At 49.0% G+C, this 25,323-nt stretch carries 26 protein-coding genes and 1 other RNA gene; 9 read left to right on the plus strand and 18 right to left on the minus strand.

Annotated features, from left to right (window positions below; translation table 11 throughout):
- Positions 1–39 precede the first annotated feature (39 nt).
- From ACK8NJ_RS02870 to kbaZ, 12 genes are all read right to left on the minus strand, one after another.
- On the minus strand, positions 40–807 hold the full coding sequence (locus tag ACK8NJ_RS02870; protein ID WP_001346705.1) for a galactosamine-6-phosphate isomerase: 768 nt from the start codon (positions 805–807) through the stop codon (positions 40–42).
- Positions 808–1,599, minus strand: a complete 792-nt coding sequence (gene agaD, locus ACK8NJ_RS02875) for a PTS galactosamine transporter subunit IID (protein WP_000534351.1) — start codon at positions 1,597–1,599, stop codon at positions 808–810.
- Positions 1,589–2,392, minus strand: a complete 804-nt coding sequence (gene agaC, locus ACK8NJ_RS02880; RefSeq protein ID WP_000544474.1) for a PTS galactosamine transporter subunit IIC — start codon at positions 2,390–2,392, stop codon at positions 1,589–1,591. The genes agaD and agaC overlap by 11 nt, the downstream gene beginning before the upstream one ends.
- 38 nt (positions 2,393–2,430) lie before the next feature.
- The gene (agaB, locus tag ACK8NJ_RS02885; protein WP_000098025.1) at positions 2,431–2,907 is read right to left on the minus strand and encodes a PTS galactosamine transporter subunit IIB; all 477 of its coding nucleotides are present in this window, start codon (positions 2,905–2,907) and stop codon (positions 2,431–2,433) included.
- A 166-nt stretch (positions 2,908–3,073) separates the two neighbouring features.
- Positions 3,074–3,934: a tagatose-bisphosphate aldolase subunit KbaY gene (kbaY, locus tag ACK8NJ_RS02890; protein WP_000022766.1), complete on the minus strand. Its 861-nt coding sequence runs from the start codon at positions 3,932–3,934 to the stop codon at positions 3,074–3,076.
- A 12-nt stretch (positions 3,935–3,946) separates the two neighbouring features.
- Positions 3,947–5,101, minus strand: a complete 1,155-nt coding sequence (locus ACK8NJ_RS02895; protein WP_089703959.1) for an AgaS family sugar isomerase — start codon at positions 5,099–5,101, stop codon at positions 3,947–3,949.
- A 350-nt stretch (positions 5,102–5,451) separates the two neighbouring features.
- Complete coding sequence (gene nagA, locus ACK8NJ_RS02900) at positions 5,452–6,585, minus strand: N-acetylglucosamine-6-phosphate deacetylase (protein WP_411962095.1); 1,134 nt, start codon at positions 6,583–6,585, stop codon at positions 5,452–5,454.
- On the minus strand, positions 6,582–7,016 hold the full coding sequence (gene agaF / locus ACK8NJ_RS02905; protein ID WP_089703953.1) for a PTS galactosamine/N-acetylgalactosamine transporter subunit IIA: 435 nt from the start codon (positions 7,014–7,016) through the stop codon (positions 6,582–6,584). The genes nagA and agaF overlap by 4 nt, the downstream gene beginning before the upstream one ends.
- 17 nt (positions 7,017–7,033) lie before the next feature.
- Complete coding sequence (gene agaE, locus ACK8NJ_RS02910) at positions 7,034–7,912, minus strand: PTS N-acetylgalactosamine transporter subunit IID (RefSeq protein ID WP_001295548.1); 879 nt, start codon at positions 7,910–7,912, stop codon at positions 7,034–7,036.
- The gene (gene agaW / locus ACK8NJ_RS02915) at positions 7,902–8,681 is read right to left on the minus strand and encodes a PTS N-acetylgalactosamine transporter subunit IIC (protein ID WP_000406214.1); all 780 of its coding nucleotides are present in this window, start codon (positions 8,679–8,681) and stop codon (positions 7,902–7,904) included. Before agaW ends, agaE begins: the two co-directional genes overlap by 11 nt.
- A 10-nt stretch (positions 8,682–8,691) precedes the next feature.
- The gene (gene agaV, locus ACK8NJ_RS02920; protein ID WP_001295547.1) at positions 8,692–9,165 is read right to left on the minus strand and encodes a PTS N-acetylgalactosamine transporter subunit IIB; all 474 of its coding nucleotides are present in this window, start codon (positions 9,163–9,165) and stop codon (positions 8,692–8,694) included.
- Positions 9,166–9,187: 22 nt separating this feature from the next.
- Entirely contained in the window at positions 9,188–10,468 is a 1,281-nt protein-coding gene (kbaZ, locus tag ACK8NJ_RS02925) for a tagatose-bisphosphate aldolase subunit KbaZ (RefSeq protein ID WP_001559983.1), read from the minus strand.
- Positions 10,469–10,716: 248 nt separating this feature from the next.
- On the opposite strand from kbaZ, the gene agaR reads away from it, so the two are divergent.
- A complete protein-coding gene (gene agaR / locus ACK8NJ_RS02930) occupies positions 10,717–11,526 on the plus strand; it encodes an aga operon transcriptional regulator AgaR (RefSeq protein ID WP_089703948.1) in 810 nt (269 codons plus the stop codon).
- Positions 11,527–11,580: 54 nt separating this feature from the next.
- Here the strand turns inward: agaR and yhaV are convergent, their stop codons facing one another.
- From yhaV to garD, 3 genes are all read right to left on the minus strand, one after another.
- Positions 11,581–12,045 (minus strand): type II toxin-antitoxin system ribonuclease toxin YhaV, encoded by a 465-nt coding sequence (yhaV, locus tag ACK8NJ_RS02935; RefSeq protein WP_089703945.1) that lies wholly within the window; start codon positions 12,043–12,045, stop codon positions 11,581–11,583.
- Complete coding sequence (gene prlF, locus ACK8NJ_RS02940) at positions 12,045–12,380, minus strand: type II toxin-antitoxin system antitoxin PrlF (protein WP_089703942.1); 336 nt, start codon at positions 12,378–12,380, stop codon at positions 12,045–12,047. Before prlF ends, yhaV begins: the two co-directional genes overlap by 1 nt.
- A 148-nt stretch (positions 12,381–12,528) precedes the next feature.
- Positions 12,529–14,100 (minus strand): galactarate dehydratase, encoded by a 1,572-nt coding sequence (garD, locus tag ACK8NJ_RS02945; protein WP_001273757.1) that lies wholly within the window; start codon positions 14,098–14,100, stop codon positions 12,529–12,531.
- A gap of 374 nt (positions 14,101–14,474) precedes the next feature.
- Between garD and garP the strand changes: the two genes are divergently transcribed.
- The 5 genes from garP (at position 14,475) to rnpB (ending at position 19,166) form a co-directional block, all read left to right on the plus strand.
- Positions 14,475–15,809, plus strand: coding sequence for a galactarate/glucarate/glycerate transporter GarP (gene garP, locus ACK8NJ_RS02950; protein WP_024046198.1), 1,335 nt, complete (start codon positions 14,475–14,477; stop codon positions 15,807–15,809).
- A 15-nt stretch (positions 15,810–15,824) separates the two neighbouring features.
- Complete coding sequence (gene garL, locus ACK8NJ_RS02955; RefSeq protein WP_001723934.1) at positions 15,825–16,595, plus strand: 2-dehydro-3-deoxyglucarate aldolase; 771 nt, start codon at positions 15,825–15,827, stop codon at positions 16,593–16,595.
- 29 nt (positions 16,596–16,624) lie between these two features.
- On the plus strand, positions 16,625–17,515 hold the full coding sequence (garR, locus tag ACK8NJ_RS02960; RefSeq protein ID WP_001303675.1) for a 2-hydroxy-3-oxopropionate reductase: 891 nt from the start codon (positions 16,625–16,627) through the stop codon (positions 17,513–17,515).
- 96 nt (positions 17,516–17,611) lie between these two features.
- Entirely contained in the window at positions 17,612–18,757 is a 1,146-nt protein-coding gene (gene garK / locus ACK8NJ_RS02965; RefSeq protein ID WP_001521378.1) for a glycerate 2-kinase, read from the plus strand.
- Between the two features lie 32 nt (positions 18,758–18,789).
- Positions 18,790–19,166, plus strand: an RNA gene (gene rnpB / locus ACK8NJ_RS02970) — RNase P RNA component class A.
- A 228-nt stretch (positions 19,167–19,394) separates the two neighbouring features.
- Here rnpB and ACK8NJ_RS02975 read toward each other — a convergent pair.
- From ACK8NJ_RS02975 to tdcR, 3 genes are all read right to left on the minus strand, one after another.
- Positions 19,395–20,582 (minus strand): YhaC family protein, encoded by a 1,188-nt coding sequence (locus tag ACK8NJ_RS02975; protein WP_097336434.1) that lies wholly within the window; start codon positions 20,580–20,582, stop codon positions 19,395–19,397.
- A gap of 21 nt (positions 20,583–20,603) precedes the next feature.
- Positions 20,604–21,143, minus strand: a complete 540-nt coding sequence (gene yhaB / locus ACK8NJ_RS02980) for a protein YhaB (protein ID WP_000675749.1) — start codon at positions 21,141–21,143, stop codon at positions 20,604–20,606.
- 255 nt (positions 21,144–21,398) lie between these two features.
- Positions 21,399–21,617, minus strand: coding sequence for a transcriptional activator TdcR (gene tdcR / locus ACK8NJ_RS02985; protein WP_001309776.1), 219 nt, complete (start codon positions 21,615–21,617; stop codon positions 21,399–21,401).
- A gap of 314 nt (positions 21,618–21,931) precedes the next feature.
- Between tdcR and tdcA the strand changes: the two genes are divergently transcribed.
- The 3 genes from tdcA to tdcC all read left to right on the plus strand — a co-directional run bounded on the left by tdcA (position 21,932) and on the right by tdcC (position 25,311).
- On the plus strand, positions 21,932–22,870 hold the full coding sequence (tdcA, locus tag ACK8NJ_RS02990) for a transcriptional regulator TdcA (protein WP_000104211.1): 939 nt from the start codon (positions 21,932–21,934) through the stop codon (positions 22,868–22,870).
- 98 nt (positions 22,871–22,968) lie between these two features.
- The gene (tdcB, locus tag ACK8NJ_RS02995; RefSeq protein WP_000548347.1) at positions 22,969–23,958 is read left to right on the plus strand and encodes a bifunctional threonine ammonia-lyase/L-serine ammonia-lyase TdcB; all 990 of its coding nucleotides are present in this window, start codon (positions 22,969–22,971) and stop codon (positions 23,956–23,958) included.
- Positions 23,959–23,979: 21 nt separating this feature from the next.
- The gene (gene tdcC / locus ACK8NJ_RS03000; protein ID WP_000107721.1) at positions 23,980–25,311 is read left to right on the plus strand and encodes a threonine/serine transporter TdcC; all 1,332 of its coding nucleotides are present in this window, start codon (positions 23,980–23,982) and stop codon (positions 25,309–25,311) included.
- Positions 25,312–25,323 lie beyond the last annotated feature (12 nt).

Here is a 25,323-nt window from a genome sequence, read left to right on the forward strand (position 1 = left end):
CGCAGCAGGAATAGCGTTGCAACGCCTGTAGCAGGCGAGTTAACGACGACACATCTCATCAATCATGCATGTGAAATAGTTATGCAGCCATAAAAACGAAGCCGGGATAGCGGTGGAGACTTTAGCCGTGAGAAAACGTTCTGTCGCATCCTGCTTTCCTTCGCCAGTCACCAGTAACAAAACTTCGCGGGCATTGAGAATATCCTTCAGGCCTAAGGTGATCCCACGAGTCACGGGACGGCCCGCGGTTTTTAACATCTCATGTTGCTGTGTTCTGGCATCAAGTTGACTGATATGGCAGGCCGGTTGCAGGCTTTCTCCCGGTTCGTTCAGCCCAAGATGACCGTTTTTCCCCAACCCGAGAACGCATAAATCCAGACCGCCTTTGCGCGCAATCAGGTTCGTTACCCGTTCGCACTCTGTCTCATTTATCTCTTCGGAGCGAAAGCTGATGAGTTGGTCTTCACGCAGCCCCAGCGGCTGCACGATATGCTGTTGTAGGAAAGTTTCGCAGGTGCCAGGCATCGTTAATGGCAGATCCACCCATTCGTCGAGCTTCACGAAGGTGAGCTGGCTGACATCAACCTGCTGCTGGTGGATTTTTTCTACCAGATAATGATACGTCAGTAATGGCGTGGCTCCGGTCGCCAGGCAAATCACGGCATCCGGTTTGCTTCGGATCACGGCCAATAAATATTCGCTGGCACGTTCACTTAACGCCGTATAGTTTTCAACTTGTTGAAGGGTTTGCACAGGATGAAATTCCTTAAGTAAAGAGGCACCGCCAGACGCGGTGCCTCGTTCCATTTACAAAATGCCGAATGCAGAACAAACAATAGAAAGAACAAACGTCACGCCGATTAACAGCACCGGATGCGCTTTTTTCACCCGCAGGAAGTAATACATCAGCAGGGTGTAGGCCATCGGTAAAATATTCGGGAAGACTTTATCGAAGAAATCCTGCTGCAGCGCGACGCTGTGGGTACTGTCGATGGCAAACGATGTCACCACGTTAATATGCACATACGAAGCGATCAGCCCGCCGATTACCGTGATCCCGAGGATGGTTGCCGAACGAGCAATCATCTGCGAGTTCTCTCGCACTTTATCGATCGCCTTCACGCCGACTGAATAACCGACGTGGGTCCAGCCGACGCGCAGGAAGAAGATAAGCAGGTAAACGGCGAAAAATAGAATCGGCCCCAGCAAGTTTCCCTGGCTGGCAAATGATGAGCAAATTCCCGCCATAATCGGCAATAAGGTAAACCAGAAAATCGCATCGCCAATCCCGGCGATTGGGCCAAACAGTGCCACTTTGAGGCCTTTAATGGTGTCGCGGTTTTCTCCTTTTTCTTCCATCGAAATTAATAACCCCATCAGGAATCCGACCAGATTCGGGTGGGTATTAATAAATTCGAGGTTATCTTTCATCGCCGCGCTTAGGCCCGGTTTGTCGTCCTTATAAATCTTTTTCAGGATCGGCAACATCGCCCAGGTAAAACCGCCCGCCTGCATCCTTTCGTAGTTAAAGCTCGCTTGCAGCAGTGACGAACGAAAGCCCAGACGGGTGATATCTTTTTTACTGATTTCAGATCCCATTGCTGTAGTCCTCTTCTTCATTTTTACTGGCAACGGGCTGCGGTTGCGCTTGCTGCCGGGATTTCGCATTGAAAAACTCATACACCGCAAAGCCTGCGCCCAGTACGGCAACCGGCAACAGGTTGCTGACCTGGATGTAGCAAACAAACAGGAAACCGGCGATCAGGTAAGGGATATATTGCGCTTTGAACATTACGCGCAGCAGCAAGCCAAAACCAACGGCAGGCAGAATACCGCCAGCCACTTCAAAGCCGTGGGTCAGCCAGGCGGGCATCGCTTTCACCAGCGCCTGCATCGCCCCTTGTGCCAGGTAAGTACAGAGGAAAGCAATCACCGCATACGCTGAAGCAACGATGAGCATCGTTGTCCAGTTAAGTCGGGAAAACGCTGCCGTATCCGCTTCTTTCGCGCATTTATCGGCTTTGGTCATAAATAATGAGAAAGCAGAATAGAAGAACAGAATGACGTACTGCATTAACAAACTAAACGGCAGGCCAAGACCAATTGCCGTTTTGGCATCAACGCCCGTAGACCATGCAATGACGGTGGTCATCAGACCCGCCATAATCGGGTTGGGCGGCTGAACACCACCTGCAGGGGTTAATCCGGCGAAAGCCAACTCTGTCAGACCACCGGTAATTAAGCCAGTCTGAATATCACCGAGAATAGCGCCAGTTAGGGTACAAACGATTATCGGGCGGAATAAAAATAAGGCTTCCAGCCAAAAATCAATCCCCAGAAAGAAAACTAACGCCGCCAGGGATAATCCCTGGAGTAGGGTTATTTCATGCATTTTTATTACCTCAAACCAATATTAAGGCGATTTTAGATTTAGTCAGGGATTTGTTCTTTTTGATCGCCAGGGACGTCCTGAATGAAAACATTCACGCCACGTTGTTTAATAAAACGTAAGTCCGTGAGATCCTGGTCATCGACATAAACTTTACTGCTGATTTGCTTTTTCCCTTCCGAGAAATGCATATTGCCGACGTTGACATCTTTCAGGTCAATGCCACCTTCTACCAATTTACGTACCGTTTGTGGCGTACGGCAAATCAGGAAGATCTTTTGATGCGGTGCAGCTTTGCCGATGACATTAATGGTTTTTTCGATAGTAAAGAAACGAATGCCAAAGCCGTAGGTTTCCGCGGTAATACCCATTAATTTCTGTTGAATATCATCGTTAGCGACAACATCATCCACGACTACCAGCAGATTTGCACCGATGGTAGATGTCCAGGTCACGCCAACCTGACCGTGAACCAGACGGTTATCAATACGGGTTAAGAGAATATTTGGACTGCTCATTGTGTAATCCTCACCATAAAGTTGAATAATATAATTTTTTTAAATATATTATTGTTGCGATATTGTACTGATGTATTTATTAAGGTTTAGTTATCTCCTTTACCATTAAGGCACTCCCCGATATTAATCGGGAAGTACATTGGGATAAATCATAAAAAACTAATGATTATGCTGAAATTCGATTCGCTGAACCACAGACATTAATTTTATTTCTGACAACTTCTTTCATCGCATCCATACCGACGCGCATATAATAACGAGGATCATTACCCTGCGGATTTTCCGCAAACCAGGCTTTAACCGCGCCAGCGAAGGCTATTTTTAATTCTGTGGCAACGTTCACTTTTGTGACGCCAAGTTCAATAGTGCGACGGACAAATTCATCCGGAACATCGCTGGCACCATGCAGCACCAGAGGAACATCCACCACTTCACGAATTTCCGCCAGCCGCTGGAAATCAATCTTCGGCGTTTTGCTGTATAAGCCGTGCGCCGTACCAATCGCTACCGCCAGGCTGTCGACGCCAGTCAGTTCGACAAAGCGTTTAGCTTCTTGTGGATCGGTCAGGAATGCACTTTCGGCGTCAACGCTCATGTCATCTTCAACACCGCCCAGGCGGCCCAGTTCTGCTTCCACGCTGCAATCCTGTGAGTGGCAGAAGTCGACAACCGATTTCACCAGCTTTACGTTCTCGGCAAACGGGAAGTGGCTGCCGTCGATCATCGCACTGCGCACGCCTGCGTGGACTTTACGGCGAATATCATCCAGCGATTCGTGGTGGTCGAGATGCAGCGCCAGTGGCATGTTGTAGGTTGTGGAATAGGCGCTACACAGGGCGTAGATCTCTTCCAGCGCGATATGTTTAAAGGTCCCCGGCGTTCCGGCGAGGATCACCGGCGATCGCATTTCACTGCACACTTCGAGGATCGCCTGGATCGTCTCGGCGTTATGAATGTTAAAGGCAGGCACCGCGTAGCCATTGGCCTGGGCGTCCTGTAACAGATATTTGGTGGAGATAATGCTCATAATGCGATCCTCTTATGCCTGCCACGGATGAATGATTACGCCTTGCACCACGCGGTTAACGGTGCCACTGGCTGATGGGGTATCCGGCGTATTGCCCATGTGCAGCGACTGCATCAGTGCAAACGTCTGGGCGTACATCAGGAAGCAAAATGCCTGCTCAACGTCGATAAAGTGACGTGACGGCGGCAGGATAATATGTGGACCGGCAGCAACGATGTCTGTGCTTTCCGCGGCGATGGCGATTACGCGCATCGCCTGGTTATCGCGGCGAAGTTCAGCCAGTAGATCAAGATCATACTGACGGGTGTAGGGGTGGCTGGAGATAAATACCACCACCAGCGTTTCGTCATCGACCAGCGATTTTGGTCCATGACGGAATCCGGTTGGGGAATCATAAAAGGCCGCCAGTTTACCCGCCGTCAGTTCCAGCACTTTCAGCGCCGACTCGCGTGCTGCGCCCTGTAAGCCACCGCTGCCGAGATAAACGATCCGTTTCCACGGTGCGTAACCAAACACACCTTCGCTGAAATCGCCCAGTGAGGTCAGGATCGCCTGGCAACGTTCCGCCACGTCGCGGAAGCTCTGGCTGTTGATCGTCTCAGGTGCGAAAACCGCGAGGCAGCTGGCCATCATGGTGGTAATGCTGCTGGTCATCGCAAAGCCGCGATCGTGCGTTTCTGCGGGCATCAGCAGGGCAAACGCGTTATCGCTGTTGATCGCGTTTTGGTAAAGAGCGCCCGCTTCGTTGCAGGTGATCGGCAGGTGATAGCACTCGGGTACAAATTGATTTGCCAGTTCCACGGCGGCGACGCTTTCCGGGCTGTTGCCGGATCGACCGAAGGAGATCAACAGCAGTGGATGAGCTGGGTTCAGGTAGTCCATCGGATTAGTGACCAGATCGGTGGTCGGTACGGCGCTGAAGTTTTTACCGGTATGGCTGGCGAGCCACGGCGCGATGATGTCACCGATAAATGCCGAGGTTCCGGCTCCGGTCAGGATTACCCGCAGATTCTCTTTGCGCAGTAACGGTTCAAGGAAGTTATTGAGCGCGGAACGTAGCGCGTCGATGTTGGTGAGTGAACGGATCCATGCGCGAGGCTGATGGCGGATCTCTTCTTCAGTCCATGTACCGGTTGCGGCAGCAGCAGGGGTGTAATTTTCTGGCATAACTCAATCCTTAGTCTGATGAACTTGACGTCGGGCGTTGTCGCTTTCGCTTACCTTTCGTTTCATTTCACTTGGTGATGTCTTTCGTTGATTAAAATCTATAGAAAAGAAACTGAAAGTTCAATGGAGAAAAAAGAAATAAAACGAAATTTGTGATCGTTGAAAGAAAAGACAAGGGAAGATTAAAGAATTGCATGATGACGTTGCTATGTGCACCGATTGCCGGATGCGGCGTACCGTAGGTCGCATAAGACGCGTCAGCGTCGCATCCGACACCGCTGCACAGATCAAAAAGAAAGAAAAAGAAAGGCCTTACGGGGGAAGTGAAGGCCCAATAAAGGAGCAAACCATCAAAACGAAGCTAATTGACCCTGAATCCAGATTTGTTGCACATGCAGCCCGCTATCCAGCGCAACGACGCTGGCGCGTTTGCCCGGTTTAAGCGATCCCAGAACATCATCAACACCCAGCATACGCGCCGGATGCAGCGACGCCATATGGATGGCTTCCGCAGGCGTTACGTCCGTCAACTCGACCATATTGCGCACTGCCGCATCAACAGACAGCGTACTGCCCGCCAGTCCACCGGACGCGGTACGGACAACGCCACCGTGCATCTGCACTTCTTCGCCACATAACGTATAGCGACCATCCGGCATCCCGGCTGCCTGCATCGCGTCGGTGATCAGCACGATTCTCTCTTTCGCACAGCAACAACACAGCGACATCGCCGCCGGATGCACATGATGACCATCGGCTATCAGTTCCAGCCAGGCGCGCTTGTCCGTTAATCCCGCGCCAACCATTCCCGGTTCGCGGTGATGTAAACCTGTCATCCCGTTATAGCAATGCACCAGACCGTCGGCACCAGCGTCAAACGCGGCACGGGTTTGTTGCCAGGTCGCCGCGCTATGCCCCAGCATCACCCGTACGTTTTGCTGTTTAAGATGGCGGATGGCCTGCAATGCCCCTTCTTTTTCCGGTGCCAGCGCTACCACGCGCAAGGTGTGCTGAGAAACGGCAATCAATTGATCCAGCTCGGTAATTTCCAGCTCGCGAAACAGCTTCGGCGGATGCGCGCCTTTATTCTGCGGCGTGAAGTACGGTCCTTCGAGATAACTCCCCAGCACTTGCGCACCAGGTCCGCCGCGTTGGCAACGTTGAGCAATACGTTTCAGCGCCGCATGAATGGTATTAAGCGGCGCGGTTACGGTGGTCGGTAACCAACTGCCGACACCTTCGCGTGCCTTGTGCATTGCCAGCTTGTCGAGCACATCCGGCGCGTCATCCATTACATCAACGCCCGCACCACCGTGTACATGGATGTCGATGTAAGCGGGGCAGAGCAGTTCCGCATCGCGTTCAGTCACGCCCACTGGAATCGGTTCGATTGCTGCGATGACACCGTCAGCAATACGCAACTGATGGTCATCGAGCCATCCCTCTTCAGTCAGCAGCCTTCTGGCGCGCAGAACGTGTGTCATATTCCTTCCTCGACCGGACATTCTTCATGGCAGCGGCCTAACTCGTCCACCAAACTGGTCAGCCCACGGTGTCCACACTCCAGCGCCTGCACACGGAACTCTTCACCGCTTAACCCTTCGCGCTCCAGCACCATCTCCAGTAGCAGTTGCAAATTGGTGCCGGTGATCACTTCACAGCCCGGTTTTTGTATCGCCAGCGTTGAAGCTACGCGAAACGGCGTGCCGCCCAGCAAATCCGTCAGAAAAACAATGCCGTCTTCACAATCCAGTTGGGCGAAGGCCTCTTCAAGCTGCGATGTAAGCAGCGCGGTGCTTGAGGTTTCCGGAAAATCGATGGCGATAAACTGCGATTGCTCGCCGAGGATTTGCTTCATTGCTTTTTCCATGCCGCTGGCAAATCCGCCATGCCCTGTCAAAATAATACTTAACATCTAATACCTCATTGTATTTAAAGGAAATGACAGAATTTACCGACGATGCCGAGAACCACGGTCACTGCAATCAGGCGCAGCGGACTCCAGCCGCGGCGTACCAGCCAGAACATGGTCAGGGTGTAGACCAGCGGTAAGAAGGCAGGCATCAGTTTGTCGATAACATCAGCCTGTAACTTAACCACTGCGTCGCCCGCTGTGATTTCCAGCGTGGTGCTTAAACGAACATAGGTTGCCACCAGCGCGCCGATTACCGTCATCCCAACGATAGACGCAGCATGGCCGACTTTTTTGGTATTCGCTTTAATGAGTGGAATCGCCGCCACGCCCATGCGGTAAGCATAATGCGCCAGACCAAAACGCAGCCCCAGGTGTACCACGTTGAACAGCACAATAAAGACGACTGCGCCAAGAATGGAGCCTTGCAATGCCAGACTGGCTCCAATCCCGCCACAAATCGGCAGTAGCGTTAGCCAGAACATTGCATCGCCAATCCCGCCAAGCGGCGCACCGACGGCAATTTTGGTGCTCTGAATACTGTTAACGTCCTGCTTAGAACGCTCCATCGCAAGGATAATGCCGATAACAAACGTCACCAGAAACGGATGGGTATTGAAGAAACCCATATGCCCCTTCATGGCGCGCGCCAGGTCGCGTTTATTAGTGTGGATCTTTTTCAGAGCAGGCAGCAGACCGTACAACCAGCCAGAAGCCTGCATACGTTCGTAGTTAAAAGACGCTTGTAACAGCATGGAACGCCAGGCGACGCGGTTGATATCTTTTTTCGTCAGCTCCGCGCCAATGCTCTGATCTTCATACACGTTTTCATTGACGCCAGTCAGCAATGTTTCTTCGTTTTCACTGACGTTCGGCAGGGTGGTTTGATTAGATGCCATCTTCAAATTCCTCTTTCTGTGCCGCAGGTTGAGTCGGTTCAGGAGATTTACGCAGCAGATCGATCAGCGCCATCGCCAGCGCGGCGGCAGCAATAGCCAGCACCGGTAACTTGAGCCAGGCGGCGGCAACAAAGCCCAGGATGAAGTAGGGGATGTAGACGTTTTTCATCATGATTTTCAGCAGCACGGCAAAACCGATTGCTGGCATGATGCCGCCCGCGACGCCGAGGCCGTCGATTAATCGTTGCGGCAGGACATCAATGATGGTTTTGGCATGTTCTGCGCCGAAGTAGATAGGCAGGAAAGCGCAGAGAAAATAGAAAGTGCCGAGTGCCAGCAATGCCAGATAGTTCACGCGTTCAATGCCGCGTGTATCGGCGTTCTCCGCCATCCGGTCGCAGCGAGACATCACGCCAGACATCACCGAGAACAGGAAGGTAATCCCCATCTGTACTGCAACAGCGAAAGGTACGGCGACACCGACCGCGACATCGGGTTTCACGCCAGTAGTAATGGCAAACGCCGTGCCGACGATAGTACCGATAATCACGTTAGGCGGTTGTGCGCCTGCCAGCGGGGCCAGCCCCATCCACACCAGTTCCAGCGTACCGCCGGTTAAAATACCGGTATGCAGATCGCCAAGTACCAGCCCGACCAACGGGCCGAGGACCACCGGGCGGTGCATATGGGTTAGGCCGTTAAACATATCCAGGCCAGCGATAAAGGCGATAATGCCCAACGCGAATGCCTGCAACAGACTGATTTCCATGATGAATCCCTCAAAGTAATTTAAAGAGGTCCACAGCAGGCTCTGTCGGGACGCCCTGAACGAAGCATTCCACCCCAGCGGCTTTCAGGTCGTTAAATGCTGCGATATCGCCCGCATCTACAGAAACCGTTTTGGCGATTTGTTGCTTGCCATTGGCGTAGTGCATATTGCCAACGTTAATGCGATTCACCGGAACGCCACCTTTCACCAGCGTCAGGAAATCGGCAGGTGTTTTACAAACCAGCAGGATTTTCTGTCGATCGGCGGCGCGATGAATGTTGTCGATGACTTTTTGCAGCGTCCAGAAACGTACGGCGATCCCTTCTGCCAGTACCATTTCCATCAGGTTTTGTTGTACCGGATCTTCGGCAACCTCATCGTTGGCTACCAGCACCAGATTTGCCCCCGCAAATCCGACCCACTGAACGCCGACCTGACCGTGAATCAAGCGTTCATCAATCCGGCTTAAAACAATATTTGGCATAGCGTGTTCCTCTTTGTTTTGCTTATTGGCCTTCACAGGCTGTGTGGTACTGCGCCAGGATGTCCTGAATATGGTTGATAATGAGTTCCCGTGGCGTCGGTTGTAGCTTGCCGGAGCGAACTTTCACGTATTGCAGCGGCAGATACTGGCTGATGAGCGGTAGCGGAATTGGTGAATCCGCCAGATTACGAACCAGATGAGCGAAAGCGTCATCAATCTGGCTGTCTGGCCAGTAATAGCGCACGCGGTCCGAGTAGCTATAACCACGCGCCAGACGACGCGCGTTACCGTCACCGTGGTAGTGGCTTTGCCAGTATTCCGGGCGGTCGAGCATCACGTTTTCCAGCACCTGACGCAGACCAGAACAGGCTTTTGCTGGCACCAGTTCTTCTTCAATCGCTGCCAGAGAGAACAGAGCTTCACGCAGGGCGAAGGTCAGCGCCGGGCCAACTTTCAGAATGGCAAAGTGGTCAATCACCAGCTGGCGCAGCGATTGCGGCGTTTGATAATCGGTAGAGTGCGCTTCGAAAATCAGCGTTTCGTAGTTTTCGACCATCTGGCTTAAGGCGGTCGCTTTAGCTGGCTGATAATCAATAACGTTGGTGTGATCGAATTCGACGCCGGGTTGAACCACCAGGGCAATGATGCGTGACCAGATGGCATTCAAACCTTGCTTTTCAAAGGCGTGACGATGGGCTTCCAGCGTGGCGCGGGCGGCATCCGGCGTGGTGACCGCCAGCTCGCTTAAGGTTTCATGCGCGCCGCCAGGTACCGGTACTTCGGTACCAATGACATACTCCAGATCGGCTTCGCCAAAGTGTTCAAGACAGGTTTCTTCCGCCACTTTCGCCAGACGTGCGGCGCGTTCAGCCACGATGTCATCAGTTAAGGGAATTGGATCGTCCTGACAGGACATGCTGCAATCAAGGTGAATTTTTTTGAATCCTGCCGCCACGTAGCTTTTAATCAAATCATCGGCATTGGCCATTGCCTGAGCGGCTGGCAGGTTTTGCCAGCGGTTTGGCCCCAGATGGTCGCCTCCCAAAATCAACGCATCCTGTGGGAAATTCAACGAGTCGGCGAGCTGACAAACAAAGCCGCGAAAATCGGCGGGCGTCATTCCAGTATAACCGCCGAACTGGTCTACCTGATTGGAGGTTGCTTCAATCAGTAACGGCGTTTGGTTTGCACTGGCGTAGCGGATTGCAGCTTCCAGCACCAGCGGATGTGCGGAACAAACGGCATAAATTCCATTTGTTTTGCCCTCTTTGTGCTGTCTCACCATTTCTGTCAGATGTTTCACTTTCCTCTCCAGTTCAGATTACTGCGATATTAATCTTTCGTTTTGTTTCAGTTGATACTGCGCCATGGTGAGATAAAAATAAAACGAAAGATAATGGTTTTCTGATCTGATTCACAAAAGAAACATAATGAAAGCCACTGAAACGAGAGTAGCTTGCGCCAATGGGCAAGGTGGGCTTGCATTTGCTTAATAGAAAGGCGTTAATAGGCAAAACGAAATGAAACGAAAGTTTTACGAAAGGACTTACTATGAGTAATACCGACGCTACAGGTGAGAAGCGAATGACAGGCACCAGCGAGCGACGAGAACAGATCATTCAGCGTCTGCGACAGCAAGGGAGTGTGCAGGTTAACGATCTGTCGGCATTGTATGGCGTATCTACTGTGACGATCCGCAACGATCTGGCGTTTCTGGAAAAGCAGGGGATCGCTGTGCGTGCCTATGGCGGCGCGTTGATCTGCGATAGCACGACGCCGTCAGTCGAGCCATCAGTGGAAGATAAAAGCGCGCTGAACACTGCGATGAAACGCAGCGTTGCGAAAGCTGCCGTTGAGTTGATTCAGCCAGGTCATCGGGTGATCCTCGATTCTGGGACCACCACTTTTGAGATTGCTCGTCTGATGCGCAAGCACACTGACGTAATTGCGATGACCAACGGTATGAACGTGGCTAATGCGTTGCTGGAAGCGGAAGGCGTTGAGCTGCTGATGACCGGCGGGCATTTGCGCCGTCAGTCGCAATCTTTTTACGGCGATCAGGCTGAACAATCGCTGCAAAATTACCACTTCGATATGCTGTTTCTTGGCGTAGATGCGATCGATCTGGAGCGCGGCGTCAGCACGCATAATGAAGATGAAGCTCGTTTAAACCGTCGGATGTGCGAAGTTGCGGAACGGATCATCGTGGTCACCGATTCCAGTAAGTTCAATCGTTCCAGTTTACATAAGATCATTGATACTCAACGTATCGACATGATCATTGTTGATGAAGGCATTCCTGCGGATAGTCTGGAAGGCCTGCGAAAGGCTGGGGTTGAAGTGATTCTGGTCGGGGAGTGAGAAAGGGTGCCCGCTGGTCAACACGAATGCGTTCGGCGGGCATTGTGAACACCATCAATGGGTTTCTTCTGCCTCTCGGGTGAGGGTTTCCCAGTCGGCAGGAGGATGTCCTCTTTTTAACATTTTGCTGAATACGGTATAAGCATCTGTTTTTTTACCGTAGGTGCGCAGAGTGTTTTCATCGTTCATCCATCCCAGAATGATGACTTTCTCTTTTTCACTATAACGAAAGAAGAGACGATAACGACCAGCACCAAATTTTACCCGTGACCAGTCTTTATTTTTCCCAGAGCCTAACGACTTGCCATGACGGAATGCCGGTGATGATGGATTGACCGTGATATGCTCCTCAATCACTTTATGGACTACCGCCAATAACTTTGTGGCGGCTTTTCTCTGATAATTTTCAGGATCTTTTCCCTTTAATATCTCGACTTCGGCAACTAAAGCGTCGTAGGTTTCCTGAAAACAGGGATGAGCATATAGCGCCCAACCATTAACCCTTTGTGGAAAATCCATTATTCGTCGTCGCCAATCTCATCATCAATGTTGACGTCCATGCCAGCGACAAGTTTCTTTCCTTGTTGAATGTTGAATGGATGAGTTTTTTGCGGGGTGTTCTGGATATCTGCATCCAGAAAACGCAAAAATGCATTCATAGTATGATCCTCCTGTTCATCTCCCAGTCGGCACATAAATACTTGCCCACCAGGCAGAATTTCGTAATGAATGCTGTCCTGGCCTGGCTTCAGTTTTAAGGCCTCACGCACTGGCGCGGGGATAGTTGTTTGTCCGCGTATCGTGACCTTTGATTCAGTGGTCAGTACAGCGTGAGAGCGAGCATTAGCGGGCATGATTCACTGTCCTTTTACAGCCTGTTTTCTGCTCAAATTATAAGCTTGAACTAAGGTAATGCAAATGCATTATTAATGGACGTGGGGGCTTTAAACAATAAAAACATGGCACTAAGGCCATGTTTTGCGAGGGACGTTCCAAAAGAAATCAGGTCACCGGTGCCGGGTTAAACACCGCCAGCTGGTTATGCAGTCCCCATTGATCTGAGAAGGTTTTCTTCTTCCCGCTGGCGACGTCGAGAATAAAGTGGAACAACTTCCAGCCCACCTCTTCAATAGTTTCTTCGCCGGTAGCGATGGTGCCCGCATTAATATCCATTAAATCAAACCAGCGGTTCGCCAGCTCGGTGCGGGTTGCCATTTTAATGACGGGTACCGCCATCAGGCCGTACGGCGTACCACGGCCGGTCGTAAACACTTGCACGGTGATACCCGAAGCCACCTGTTGCGTGCCACAGACAAAATCGCTGGCTGGCGTCGCGGCGTAAATTAATCCGCGTTTAGTCGGGCGTTGACCGGGCGACAGCACTTCAACAATTGCACTTTTACCCGATTTAGCAATGGAGCCGAGCGCTTTCTCCACCACATTTGCCAGACCGCCTTTCTTGTTGCCCGGCGAAGGGTTGGCGCTGCGGTCGGTTTTTCCCATATTGAGATAGTTATCGTACCACTCCATCTCCTCCAGCAGCCGTTTGCCGACCTCTTTGTTCACTGCGCGTGGTGTCAGCAGATGGATCGCGTCACGCACTTCCGTGACTTCTGAAAACATCACCGTTGCGCCGCAGCGCACTAGTAGATCAGACGCATACCCAACCGCCGGGTTTGCCGTTACGCCAGAAAACGCATCGCTACCGCCGCACTGCATGCCGACAACCAGTTCTGAAGCCGGACAGGTTTCTCGCTGCCGTTGATTCAGTTTGTGCAAATGGCGTTCGGCGACCTGCAAAATATCCTCGACCATGGACTGAAAACCGACATGCTTTTCATCCTGCAAACTGACAATGCTGGCGCTTTCTACTGGAATAGCTTGCACATCATCCGTTCCAGTCAGCAGGCGTTCAGGCTGCAACTTTTCACAACCCAGACCAATCACCATTACTTCGCCGCCAAAGTTAGGGTTCAGCGAAATATTGTGAATGGTACGGATAGGCACAACTGCCGCCGGTGCGTTAATCGCCACGCCACAACCGTACAAATGATTCAGCCCCACCACGCCATCGACGTTCGGGTATTTCGGTAGCAGATCGCGTTCAATGATTTTTACTACGTAGTCCACCACGCCTGCCACACAGTGGACGCTGGTGGTGATGCCGAGCAGGTTTTTAGTGCCCACGCTGCCATCGGCATTGCGATAGCCCTCAAAGGTGTATCCTTCCAGCGGCGGTAAGGGTTCCGGGACTTTGGTTGCCAGTGGCAGCGTGTGTAACGGTGGCGCTTCCGGTAGTACAACCATTGATTCGTCGATCCAGCTTCCGCGTGGGATTGCGCGCACGGCGTAACCAATCACTTCGCCATAACGAATAATTTCACCATTAGCCGGAATGTCCAGCAATGCGACTTTATGCCCCTGGGGAATATGTTCAATTAATTCCAGCCCATCCGGAAAACGCGTTCCTGCTTTCAGGCCATTATCATTAACAATAATTGCCACATTATCTGTGTCGTGAACTTTTATATAAAACGCAGTTGGCGTTTCTTGTCTGATTTCGATGTTGGCCATTGTGCAATATTCTCCAGCCAGGGGTTATTAAAATGAGGACCTGGTCTCATTTAAAAATAAATGACTTCATTGGGTGAAATAAGAATGTCAGGAGTTTAAACGCAGAAATGTGATCAATGTCAATCATTTCAGGGATTGCAGTGCCGCCCGGTAAGGTAAAGCGCAAATCTGTGCTTTAGCGCGCAACCTTATGTGCATATGCTCAAAATAATATTTAAATAGTACTGATTAAATTAGCATTTGCACAATGATTATTATTCTCCCGCTGCTTATACTAATTCCCGAGTTCATTGTCGTAACGGCATAAATAAAACTCATAAATAACACCTTCCCCATAATAATAAAAATCAGCATAAGTACCCGAGGTAAATAAAATGATTCTGGACACCGTTGACGTAAAAAAGAAAGGCGTGCATACCCGCTATTTAATATTACTGATTATTTTTATTGTTACCGCCGTTAACTACGCCGATCGTGCAACGCTGTCTATTGCTGGTACCGAAGTGGCAAAAGAGTTGCAGTTAAGTGCGGTTTCGATGGGTTACATCTTCTCTGCTTTTGGCTGGGCCTACTTGCTGATGCAAATCCCCGGCGGCTGGCTGCTTGATAAGTTTGGTTCGAAAAAAGTTTACACCTACAGCCTCTTTTTCTGGTCGCTATTCACCTTCCTGCAAGGCTTTGTTGATATGTTCCCGCTGGCCTGGGCAGGGATCTCCATGTTCTTTATGCGCTTTATGCTGGGGTTCTCGGAAGCGCCATCATTCCCGGCGAACGCCCGTATTGTCGCCGCCTGGTTCCCAACGAAAGAACGTGGTACTGCCTCCGCCATCTTTAACTCGGCGCAATATTTCTCGCTGGCGCTCTTTTCGCCGCTGCTTGGCTGGCTGACTTTCGCCTGGGGCTGGGAGCACGTCTTTACCGTTATGGGGATAATTGGTTTTGTGCTGACGGCTCTGTGGATCAAGTTGATTCATAACCCGACAGATCACCCACGTATGTCTGCGGAAGAGCTGAAGTTTATCTCAGAAAATGGCGCGGTGGTCGATATGGACCACAAAAAGCCGGGCAGTGTGGCAGCAAGCGGTCCCAAACTGCATTACATCAAGCAATTGCTCTCTAACCGCATGATGCTGGGCGTATTTTTCGGACAATATTTTATCAACACCATCACCTGGTTCTTCCTCACCTGGTTCCCAATTTATCTGGTGCAGGAAAAAGGCATGTCGATTCTGAAAGTGGGTCTGGTCGCCTCGATTCCGGCACTGTGTGGCTTTGCGGGCGGCGTGCTGGGAGGTGTCTTCTCGGATTATCTGATCAAACGCGGTTTGTCCCTGACCCTGGCACGTAAGCTACCGATTGTGCTGGGAATGTTGCTGGCTTCCACCATTATCTTATGTAACTACACCAACAACACCACGCTGGTGGTCATGCTGATGGCGCTGGCTTTCTTTGGCAAAGGATTTGGTGCGCTGGGCTGGCCGGTAATTTCTGACACCGCGCCGAAAGAGATTGTTGGCCTCTGCGGCGGCGTCTTTAACGTCTTTGGCAATGTTGCCTCCATTGTCACTCCACTGGTGATTGGCTACCTGGTAAGTGAACTGCACTCCTTCAATGCAGCACTGGTTTTCGTGGGATGTTCAGCGCTGATGGCGATGGTCTGCTACCTCTTCGTAGTTGGCGACATTAAACGTATGGAATTGCAGAAATAAGCAAAGGTATAAGCGATGAATAACGATGTTTTCCCGAATAAATTCAAAGCCGCACTGGCTGCGAAACAGGTACAAATTGGTTGCTGGTCAGCACTCTCTAACCCGATTAGCACTGAAGTTCTTGGTTTGGCTGGGTTTGACTGGCTGGTGCTGGATGGCGAACATGCGCCAAACGATATCTCCACGTTTATTCCGCAGTTAATGGCCCTGAAAGGCAGCACCAGCGCGCCAGTAGTGCGAGTGCCGACCAACGAGCCGGTAATTATTAAGCGTCTTCTGGATATCGGTTTCTATAACTTTCTGATTCCTTTTGTAGAAACAAAAGAGGAAGCAGAGCAGGCCGTGGCATCGACGCGTTATCCGCCAGAAGGCATTCGCGGCGTCTCCGTTTCTCACCGCGCCAATATGTTTGGCACCGTGGCGGATTATTTCGCTCAGTCGAACAAGAACATCACTATTCTGGTCCAGATAGAAAGTCAGCAGGGCGTAGATAACGTCGATGCCATTGCCGCTACCGAAGGTGTAGACGGCATCTTCGTCGGTCCCAGCGATCTGGCTGCGGCATTGGGCCATCTCGGCAATGCCTCACACCCGGATGTACAAAAAGCAATTCAGCACATTTTTAACCGTGCCAGTGCGCACGGCAAACCCAGCGGTATCCTCGCACCGGTCGAAGCCGATGCGCGTCGTTATCTGGAATGGGGTGCGACGTTTGTGGCTGTCGGCAGCGATCTCGGCGTCTTCCGCTCTGCCACTCAGAAACTGGCTGATACCTTTAAAAAATAACCACCACCGCAACAAGAGAGATGATTGATATGACTATGAAAGTTGGTTTTATTGGCCTGGGGATTATGGGTAAACCAATGAGTAAAAACCTTCTGAAAGCAGGTTACTCGCTGGTGGTTGCTGACCGTAACCCAGAAGCTATTGCTGACGTGATTGCTGCAGGTGCAGAAACAGCCTCTACGGCTAAAGCGATCGCTGAACAGTGCGACGTCATCATAACCATGCTGCCAAACTCCCCTCATGTGAAAGAGGTGGCGCTGGGTGAGAATGGCATTATTGAAGGCGCGAAGCCTGGTACGGTATTGATCGATATGAGTTCTATCGCACCGCTGGCAAGCCGTGAAATCAGCGAAGCGCTGAAAGCGAAAGGCATTGATATGCTGGATGCTCCGGTGAGCGGCGGTGAACCGAAAGCTATCGACGGTACGCTGTCAGTGATGGTGGGCGGCGACAAGGCTATTTTCGACAAATACTATGATTTGATGAAAGCAATGGCGGGTTCCGTGGTGCATACCGGGGAAATTGGTGCAGGTAACGTTACCAAACTGGCGAATCAGGTCATTGTGGCGCTGAATATTGCCGCGATGTCAGAAGCGTTAACGCTGGCAACTAAAGCGGGCGTTAACCCGGATTTGGTGTATCAGGCAATTCGCGGTGGACTGGCGGGCAGTACCGTGCTGGATGCCAAAGCGCCGATGGTGATGGACCGCAACTTCAAGCCGGGCTTCCGCATTGATCTGCATATTAAGGACCTGGCGAATGCGCTGGATACTTCTCACGGCGTCGGCGCGCAACTGCCGCTCACAGCTGCGGTTATGGAGATGATGCAGGCACTGCGAGCAGATGGTTTAGGAACGGCAGATCATAGCGCCCTGGCGTGCTACTACGAAAAACTGGCGAAAGTCGAAGTTACTCGTTAATGACGTCGTGCCCGGATGGCGTATTGCAATCCGGGCCTGGAATCCAGGCCGAATAAGAGAAACGCCCTCCGGCGTCATGTGGTAACAGGCATAGGTATGAAAATCGTAATCGCCCCAGACTCTTATAAAGAAAGTTTATCTGCCAGCGAGGTTGCGCAGGCGATAGAAAAAGGATTTCGGGAAATTTTTCCTGATGCACAGTACGTTTCTGTTCCTGTTGCCGACGGTGGCGAAGGAACGGTGGAAGCGATGATTGCAGCCACCCAGGGTTCCGAACGTCACGCCTGGGTTACAGGGCCGCTGGGCGAGAAAGTGAATGCCAGTTGGGGGATCTCCGGCGATGGCAAAACCGCGTTTATTGAAATGGCGGCGGCCAGTGGGCTGGAGCTGGTACCTGCGGAAAAACGTGATCCACTCGTGACCACTTCACGCGGCACAGGCGAGTTAATTCTGCAGGCGCTGGAGAGCGGCGCGACAAACATTATTATCGGCATTGGCGGTAGCGCTACAAATGATGGCGGTGCAGGCATGGTACAGGCGCTGGGGGCGAAATTATGCGACGCCAACGGCAATGAAATTGGTTTTGGCGGCGGTAGTCTTAATACTCTGAATGATATTGATATTTCCGGCCTCGATCCGCGCTTAAAAGATTGCGTCATTCGCGTCGCTTGTGATGTCACCAATCCGCTGGTGGGCGATAACGGTGCATCGCGCATCTTTGGCCCACAAAAGGGAGCCAGTGAAGCGATGATTGTTGAGCTGGACAATAACCTCTCTCACTATGCCGATGTCATTAAAAAAGCGCTGCATGTTGATGTGAAAGATGTCCCCGGCGCAGGAGCTGCGGGTGGTATGGGCGCGGCGCTAATGGCGTTTCTTGGTGCGGAACTGAAAAGTGGTATTGAAATCGTCACTACGGCGCTGAATCTGGAGGAACATATTCACGATTGTACGCTAGTGATCACCGGTGAAGGGCGTATTGACAGCCAGAGTATACACGGCAAGGTTCCGATTGGCGTCGCAAACGTGGCGAAAAAGTACAATAAACCGGTGATTGGCATTGCGGGTAGCCTGACCAATGATGTTGGCGTTGTACATCAGCATGGCATTGATGCGGTCTTCAGCGTATTGACCAGTATTGGTACGTTGGACGAAGCATTCCGCGGGGCTTATGACAATATTTACCGTGCTTCACGTAATATCGCCGCGACACTGGCGATTGGAATGCGCAACGCGGGGTGACAAGGGCGCGCAAACCCTCTATACTGCGCGCCGAAGCTGACCAGACAGTCGCCGCTTCGTCGTCGTCCTCTTCGGGGGAGACGGGCGGAGGGGAGGAAAGTCCGGGCTCCATAGGGCAGGGTGCCAGGTAACGCCTGGGGGGGAAACCCACGACCAGTGCAACAGAGAGCAAACCGCCGATGGCCCGCGCAAGCGGGATCAGGTAAGGGTGAAAGGGTGCGGTAAGAGCGCACCGCGCGGCTGGTAACAGTCCGTGGCACGGTAAACTCCACCCGGAGCAAGGCCAAATAGGGGTTCATAAGGTACGGCCCGTACTGAACCCGGGTAGGCTGCTTGAGCCAGTGAGCGATTGCTGGCCTAGATGAATGACTGTCCACGACAGAACCCGGCTTATCGGTCAGTTTCACCTGTTTTACGTAAAAACCCGCTTCGGCGGGTTTTTGCTTTTTGGAGGGGCAGAAAGATGAATGACTGTCCACGACACTATACTCAAAAGAAAGCGGCTTATTGGTCAGTTTCACCTCTTTTAACGAAAACCCGGCAGCGTAAACTGGCGGGTTTTTGCTTTTTGGAGCATAGTGTAAGATGAATAAATATCTACGGTATTAATAATAGACTTTGTAAGAAATTATTAAGTCTATATTGCATTTAAAAGGTCGTAATCATACGTATAGTCCTCTCTGGTAAAATATTGCTTCTCTGAGTTATAAGCTTCATATGTGTTATATTTTACGACCTCAAAGCCATTGTCTGGAGAATTTTCGTCTTTCTCGAGTGTATTATCTGGAAGGAATTCCTCTGAGCTAGAGTCCTCTATGTTTAAATCTGTATTGTAATTAATTTTTGGAACGATTAGATAAGCATTTTCTTTGACGCTTTCATAATCTTTAATGATTATATCGATGTAATAATCTATTTTTTCTAATGAGAACACTTTCATCTCTGGTAATTTAATTCTGTTCAAGTAATTGTTAATTTTCGATGAGCTTTTATATATTTCTTTTGTTAATTCATTTTCTAATTCATCAGTTAGAGTTGCTCTTGGTATAGATTCTATAATTGCAAGTCTCATAATTTTTAATTGTTCTTCGGTAATATCTCCAAGCGCATTTAAACAACTTTCGACAAGCTTAATTTTTTCTTCAGAATACATATCGTTAATGCTTGTTATAACAGGCGTTATTTTTAGTAAATAATCCCATGAGATTGTGGCGTTTTGTTTTGAACTAACGAAATTTACCTGAAACATGTTGGCATTAGTAAAATCTGTGTCATCCAATTTAAAAGGATTTAAAATTGTATTGGCCATATGTTTATCTGTAAAATCATAAAGTTCTAAATCGACATTCCGTAAGTCCAGAGAGGATAGATCAACTATACCTCCAGTCCCACAACTAAAGATTACGTTCAATCTCCTGATTTCATTGTAAATGTCTTTCAATGGGCAATTAACATTGATATTGCCTGTGGATATTTCCTGGTTTTTTAACGGTTCATTAATTGTAAGTTCACAGGTATTGTCTGATCGTTGAATAATTCGGGCGTTATAACCAAAAAAATCCAGACGAAGAGAGGAGTCATTATAAAGAATTACATTTTGTAAGTACGCTAATTCTTTTTGAAAATCACCAGTGATAATGCATTTCCCACCTGGTTGTAACGCGTTAAGTAAAGTGACCATTTCAATAGAGGTCTGTTTTAGTTTTTCTATGCCTGGTGCTAGTGCTTCGAGGTTATTTCCTATGGGGCTTTCAGGAAGGTCATTCATTTTTCGACGGGCTAAATCACTACTAATATCATTACCAATTGATGAAACAGGGGACATTATTTTATCCTTTATAAATAATCAATAAAAATCATTATTAAAATGATCGGGTGAAAAAAAGAGAATTTGCCAACAATCTGAAGGAATGGCGGTTTTATTAAAGTACGTAGGGGGGGTTAAGATGGCTTCTTTTCGGGTGAATTTTGCACAATACTTAGAAATCGTCTCCTTAATACACTCCAGCTCTTTTTTATTGACGGCTGAGCAAGTACATTGTTCGCCAAAAGGTGCAAAAGTGCCTACATCTAATGTTTGTATGATATAATCGTCATGTTCTCCTGTAGAAATATCTATGATGAATGGACTCATATTTTCCGGTTGGATTCGAATCATGACAGAAGGAACATCGCCTTGATAGAAATTCAATGCAGTAATTGCAGATAATACTCTCCGCAGTTCATTACTTATACTGTATATTTTATTAACGTCATTGGTGGAGACAATTTCTGCAAACTTTCTTTTTACCGTCCAATAATCAATATTTCTGTTGTGATTGTTAACCACTGCGTGCATTGGCGGGATTGAAGGGTGAAAAATATGTGCAATTGGGAAGCCTTTCATTGATGCCTGCCTTGTCATCATGACAAACAATAATAGATGCTTATTTTCCTCGCAGGGTTCTTTCGCACTATCAAAAAACGCTCATTTATCCGGCGTTACAGTAAACGAAGCAACATTCTGTGGCCTACGCCGATCAAAAGCTCTGTGAAAATTCCCCTTGTTGTCTTTGGCTGACCTTATCGCGGCGACCAGCAATTATTCGTTTTGTGATCCTCAACACAAAATGCTATTCGTCACCTATGAGGGGAGAAGAATTTATGGAAAACGATTGCATTCACAAAATGACGTCCTGTCATGAGGGAGAAAGTTGACGTTAATCAATTGTTCGAGATGATCAATACCTGTATTCGAAATTTTAACATATTGATAAAATAAATGTTTGTTCTCCAACAAATAGCGTGAAAAAATGTGACGTGCCGCATTATTTATCGCTGAAAATGATTTATTTATAATAAAATTTGAGAACTTGCTCATTAAATTTAACTCAAAATTTGCCTGGTAATTATCCGGTAATTGCTTGAAATATGGTCTCAGCCCCTTTTTTGTATTAACCACATAACGAATGATGTTATCGCCATAAAATATGGTTATCCCCGTCATTTTTTTTGACAAAAATCAGGGTTTATGCTGATTTTTATACTTTAACTTATTGATATATAAAGATATTTAATTGGAATAACGATACCATGGAAAGTATTGAAAGTTAATTTGTGAGTGGTCGCACATATCCTGTTCATTTCATTTTGATACACTTCATGCCGTCAATGAGGTAATTAACGTAGGTCGTTATGAGCACTATTCTTCTTCCGAAAACGCAGCACCTGGTAGTCTTTCAGGAAGTCATTAGAAGTGGTTCTATCGGCTCGGCTGCAAAAGAATTAGGGTTAACTCAACCGGCTGTCAGTAAAATCATTAACGATATTGAAGATTATTTTGGCGTGGAATTAGTGGTGCGGAAAAATACCGGTGTAACATTAACACCTGCCGGTCAATTGTTACTCTCCCGTTCCGAATCCATTACCCGTGAAATGAAAAATATGGTTAATGAGATAAGCGGTATGTCTTCTGAGGCGGTGGTGGAAGTCTCATTTGGTTTTCCTTCATTGATTGGTTTTACTTTTATGTCCGGGATGATCAACAAGTTCAAAGAGGTGTTCCCGAAAGCGCAGGTTTCTATGTATGAAGCGCAACTGTCTTCGTTCTTACCGGCAATCCGCGACGGTCGACTGGATTTTGCGATTGGTACGTTAAGCGCAGAAATGAAGCTTCAGGATTTACATGTTGAGCCGCTGTTCGAGTCCGAGTTTGTGCTGGTAGCCAGTAAGTCCCGAACATGCACCGGCACCACCACGCTGGAGTCGTTGAAGAACGAACAGTGGGTGTTGCCACAAACCAATATGGGGTACTACAGCGAGCTGCTCACCACGTTACAAAGAAATGGCATCAGTATTGAAAACATCGTTAAAACCGACTCAGTCGTGACAATTTATAATCTTGTTCTCAATGCTGATTTCTTAACTGTAATTCCTTGTGATATGACATCACCTTTTGGTTCAAATCAATTTATTACTATTCCGGTTGAAGAAACATTACCTGTGGCACAATATGCCGCGGTATGGTCGAAAAATTATCGTATTAAAAAAGCAGCATCGGTTTTGGTGGAATTAGCCAAAGAGTATTCATCTTATAATGGGTGTAGACGAAGGCAATTAATTGAAGTTGGTTAGTTATTTGTTTTTATTTAAACATAAATAATCCACCTGTCTGTTTTGCAGGTGTCGGTTACGGTTACCTACATATTTAATTCAGGCTAAGAGGTTTTATAATGCATATTACATACGATCTCCCGGTTGCTATTGATGACATCATTGAAGCTAAACAACGACTGGCTGGGCGAATTTATAAAACAGGCATGCCTCGCTCCAACTATTTTAGTGAACGTTGCAAAGGTGAAATATTCCTCAAATTCGAAAACATGCAGCGTACCGGTTCATTTAAAATTCGTGGCGCATTTAATAAATTAAGTTCACTGACCGATGCGGAAAAACGTAAAGGTGTAGTGGCCTGCTCTGCGGGCAACCATGCGCAAGGGGTTTCGCTCTCCTGCGCGATGCTGGGTATCGACGGTAAAGTGGTGATGCCAAAAGGCGCGCCGAAATCCAAAGTAGCGGCAACGTGCGACTACTCCGCAGAAGTCGTTCTGCATGGTGATAACTTCAACGACACTATCGCTAAAGTGAGCGAAATTGTCGAAATGGAAGGCCGTATTTTTATCCCACCTTACGATGATCCGAAAGTGATTGCTGGCCAGGGAACGATTGGTCTGGAAATTATGGAAGATCTCTATGATGTCGATAACGTGATTGTGCCAATTGGTGGTGGCGGTTTAATTGCTGGTATTGCGGTGGCAATAAAATCTATTAACCCGACCATTCGTGTTATTGGCGTACAGTCAGAAAACGTTCACGGCATGGCGGCTTCTTTCCACTCCGGAGAAATAACCACGCACCGAACTACCGGCACCCTGGCGGATGGTTGTGATGTCTCCCGCCCGGGTAATTTAACTTACGAAATCGTTCGTGAATTAGTCGATGACATCGTGCTGGTCAGCGAAGATGAAATCAGAAACAGTATGATTGCCTTAATTCAGCGCAATAAAGTCGTCACCGAAGGCGCAGGCGCTCTGGCATGTGCTGCATTATTAAGCGGTAAATTAGACCAATATATTCAAAACAGAAAAACCGTCAGTATTATTTCCGGCGGCAATATCGATCTTTCTCGCGTCTCTCAAATCACCGGTTTCGTTGACGCTTAATTAATTCGTTGAGGATAGGATATGAGTACTTCAGATAGCATTGTATCCAGCCAGACAAAACAATCGTCCTGGCGTAAATCAGATACCACATGGACGTTAGGCTTGTTTGGTACGGCAATCGGCGCCGGGGTGCTGTTCTTCCCTATCCGCGCAGGTTTTGGCGGACTGATCCCGATTCTTCTGATGTTGGTATTGGCATACCCCATCGCGTTTTATTGCCACCGGGCGCTGGCGCGTCTGTGTCTTTCTGGCTCTAACCCTTCCGGCAACATTACGGAAACGGTGGAAGAGCATTTTGGTAAAACTGGCGGCGTGGTTATCACGTTCCTGTACTTCTTCGCGATTTGCCCACTGCTGTGGATTTATGGCGTTACTATTACCAATACCTTTATGACGTTCTGGGAAAACCAGCTCGGCTTTGCACCGCTGAATCGCGGCTTTGTGGCGCTGTTCCTGTTGCTGCTGATGGCTTTCGTCATCTGGTTTGGTAAGGATCTGATGGTTAAAGTGATGAGCTACCTGGTATGGCCGTTTATCGCCAGCCTGGTGCTGATTTCTCTGTCGCTGATCCCTTACTGGAACTCTGCAGTTATCGACCAGGTTGACCTCGGTTCGCTGTCGTTAACCGGTCATGACGGTATCCTGATCACTGTCTGGCTGGGGATTTCCATCATGGTTTTCTCCTTTAACTTCTCGCCAATCGTCTCTTCCTTCGTGGTTTCTAAACGTGAAGAGTATGAGAAAGACTTCGGTCGCGACTTCACCGAACGTAAATGTTCCCAAATCATTTCTCGTGCCAGCATGCTGATGGTTGCAGTGGTGATGTTCTTTGCCTTTAGCTGCCTGTTTACGCTGTCTCCGGCCAACATGGCGGAAGCCAAAGCGCAGAATATTCCAGTGCTTTCTTATCTGGCTAACCACTTTGCGTCCATGACCGGTACCAAAACAACGTTCGCGATTACACTGGAATATGCGGCTTCCATCATCGCACTCGTGGCTATCTTCAAATCTTTCTTCGGTCACTATCTGGGGACGCTGGAAGGCTTGAATGGCCTGATTCTGAAGTTCGGTTATAAAGGTGACAAAACCAAAGTGTCGCTGGGTAAACTGAATACTCTCAGCATGATCTTCATCATGGGCTCCACCTGGGTTGTTGCCTACGCCAACCCGAACATCCTCGACCTGATTGAAGCCATGGGCGCACCGATTATCGCATCCCTGCTGTGCCTGTTGCCGATGTATGCCATCCGTAAAGCGCCGTCTCTGGCGAAATACCGTGGTCGTCTGGATAACGTGTTTGTTACCGTGATTGGTCTGCTGACCATCCTGAACATCGTATACAAACTGTTTTAATCCGTAACTCAG

Source organism: Escherichia sp. F1 (assembly GCF_046764225.1).
Taxonomy (GTDB): domain Bacteria; phylum Pseudomonadota; class Gammaproteobacteria; order Enterobacterales; family Enterobacteriaceae; genus Escherichia; species Escherichia coli.